Source organism: Psychrobacillus sp. FSL H8-0484 (assembly GCF_038005325.1).
In the GTDB taxonomy this organism is placed as follows: Bacteria; Bacillota; Bacilli; order Bacillales_A; family Planococcaceae; genus Psychrobacillus.
Genome location: NZ_JBBOSZ010000001.1, coordinates 92501 through 95000, shown reverse-complemented (window position 1 = coordinate 95000; position 2500 = coordinate 92501). Strand labels below are relative to the sequence as shown.

The window sequence follows — 2500 nt, the reverse complement described above, 5'->3', positions numbered from 1 at the left end:
CTCGCGACCCCCACCTTGGCAAGGTGGTGTTCTACCACTGAACTACTTCCGCTCGGTTATTAAATTAAATGGTGCGGGTGAAGGGAGTCGAACCCCCACGCCTTGCGGCGCTAGATCCTAAGTCTAGTGCGTCTGCCAGTTCCGCCACACCCGCATACATAATTCACTTAAAAGTGATGAGCCATGTAGGATTCGAACCTACGACCCTCTGATTAAAAGTCAGATGCTCTACCAACTGAGCTAATGGCTCGAAAGAAATGGTGCCGGAGAAAGGACTTGAACCCTCAACCTACTGATTACAAGTCAGTTGCTCTACCAGTTGAGCTACTCCGGCAGGAGTAAAATATATGGTGGAGGATGACGGGCTCGAACCGCCGACCCTCTGCTTGTAAGGCAGATGCTCTCCCAGCTGAGCTAATCCTCCTGGGTAATATTATTATGTATTTATTGCAAGCCCAGCGACGTCCTACTCTTGCAGGGGGAAACCCCCAACTACCATCGGCGCTGAATAGCTTAACTTCCGTGTTCGGTATGGGAACGGGTGTGACCTCTTCGCCATCATCACTAGACTTGAATAATTACTGAAAGACAAGTTCTATTATAGCATACTCACTCGAAATGTGCAAGTGTTTTTTAATAAAAAATTATTCTTTCAAAACTGGATAAAAGACATTGAATTCTTCAAATTCTATTTTGGTTAAGTCCTCGATCGATTAGTATTCGTCAGCTGCACGTGTCGCCACGCTTCCACCCCGAACCTATCTACCTCATCGTCTTTGAGGGATCTTACTTACTTGCGTAATGGGAAATCTCATCTTGAGGGGGGCTTCGTGCTTAGATGCTTTCAGCACTTATCCCGTCCACACATAGCTACCCAGCGATGCTCTTGGCAGAACAACTGGTACACCAGCGGTGTGTCCATCCCGGTCCTCTCGTACTAAGGACAGCTCCTCTCAAATTTCCTACGCCCACGACGGATAGGGACCGAACTGTCTCACGACGTTCTGAACCCAGCTCGCGTACCGCTTTAATGGGCGAACAGCCCAACCCTTGGGACCGACTACAGCCCCAGGATGCGATGAGCCGACATCGAGGTGCCAAACCTCCCCGTCGATGTGGACTCTTGGGGGAGATAAGCCTGTTATCCCCGGGGTAGCTTTTATCCGTTGAGCGATGGCCCTTCCATGCGGAACCACCGGATCACTAAGCCCGTCTTTCGACCCTGCTCGACTTGTAGGTCTCGCAGTCAAGCTCCCTTCTGCCTTTACACTCTTCGAATGATTTCCAACCATTCTGAGGGAACCTTTGGGCGCCTCCGTTACACTTTAGGAGGCGACCGCCCCAGTCAAACTACCCGCCTGACACTGTCTCCTACCCGGGTTACGGGTATGGGTTAGAATTTCAATACAACCAGGGCAGTATCCCACCGACGCCTCCTCCGAAGCTGGCGCTCCGGGCTCTAAGGCTCCTGCCTATCCTGTACAAGTTGCACCAAAATTCAATATCAAGCTATAGTAAAGCTCCACGGGGTCTTTCCGTCCTGTCGCGGGTAACCTGCATCTTCACAGGTACTATAATTTCACCGAGTCTCTCGTTGAGACAGTGCCCAGATCGTTACGCCTTTCGTGCGGGTCGGAACTTACCCGACAAGGAATTTCGCTACCTTAGGACCGTTATAGTTACGGCCGCCGTTTACTGGGGCTTCAATTCGCACCTTCGCTTGCGCTAAGCACTCCTCTTAACCTTCCAGCACCGGGCAGGCGTCAGCCCCTATACTTCACCTTACGGTTTTGCAGAGACCTGTGTTTTTGCTAAACAGTCGCCTGGGCCTATTCACTGCGGCTCTTCTAGGCTATTCACCCAAAAGAGCACCCCTTCTCCCGAAGTTACGGGGTCATTTTGCCGAGTTCCTTAACGAGAGTTCTCTCGCTCACCTTAGGATTCTCTCCTCGACTACCTGTGTCGGTTTGCGGTACGGGCACCTATCACCTCGCTAGAGGCTTTTCTTGGCAGTGTGAAATCAGGAACTTCGGACTAAGTCCTCGCCATCACAGCTCAATGTTATAGAATGCGGATTTTCCTACATTCACACCTTACTGCTTGGACGTGCATAACCAACAGCACGCTTACCCTATCCTTCTGCGTCCCCCCATTACTCAAACGGTGGTTTGGTGGTACAGGAATATCAACCTGTTGTCCATCGTCTACGCCTATCGGCCTCGACTTAGGTCCCGACTAACCCTGAGCGGACGAGCCTTCCTCAGGAAACCTTAGTCATACGGTGGACGGGATTCTCACCCGTCTTTCGCTACTCATACCGGCATTCTCACTTCTAAGCGCTCCACCAGTCCTTCCGGTCTGACTTCAACGCCCTTAGAACGCTCTCCTACCACTGATACCAAAGGTATCAATCCACAGCTTCGGTGATTTGTTTAGCCCCGATACATTTTCGGCGCAGCGTCACTCGACCAGTGAGCTATTACGCACTCTTTAAATGATG

5 tRNA genes and 2 rRNA genes (2 of these 7 cut by a window edge) are annotated in these 2500 nt (G+C 51.1%); all 7 read right to left on the bottom strand.

Annotated elements, in window-relative coordinates:
• Positions 1–52, bottom strand: a tRNA-Gly gene (locus tag MHH81_RS00470) (it extends 23 nt beyond the left edge of the window).
• Positions 53–69: 17 nt separating this feature from the next.
• Positions 70–154: transfer RNA gene (locus MHH81_RS00465), tRNA-Leu, on the bottom strand.
• A gap of 23 nt (positions 155–177) precedes the next feature.
• Positions 178–250 (bottom strand) — tRNA-Lys (locus MHH81_RS00460).
• A gap of 8 nt (positions 251–258) precedes the next feature.
• A tRNA-Thr gene (locus MHH81_RS00455) sits at positions 259–334 on the bottom strand.
• A 14-nt stretch (positions 335–348) separates the two neighbouring features.
• Positions 349–424, bottom strand: a tRNA-Val gene (locus MHH81_RS00450).
• 29 nt (positions 425–453) lie between these two features.
• Positions 454–569 (bottom strand): 5S ribosomal RNA (rrf, locus tag MHH81_RS00445).
• Between the two features lie 124 nt (positions 570–693).
• Positions 694–2500: ribosomal RNA gene (locus tag MHH81_RS00440) — 23S ribosomal RNA — on the bottom strand; it runs 1122 nt beyond the window's last position.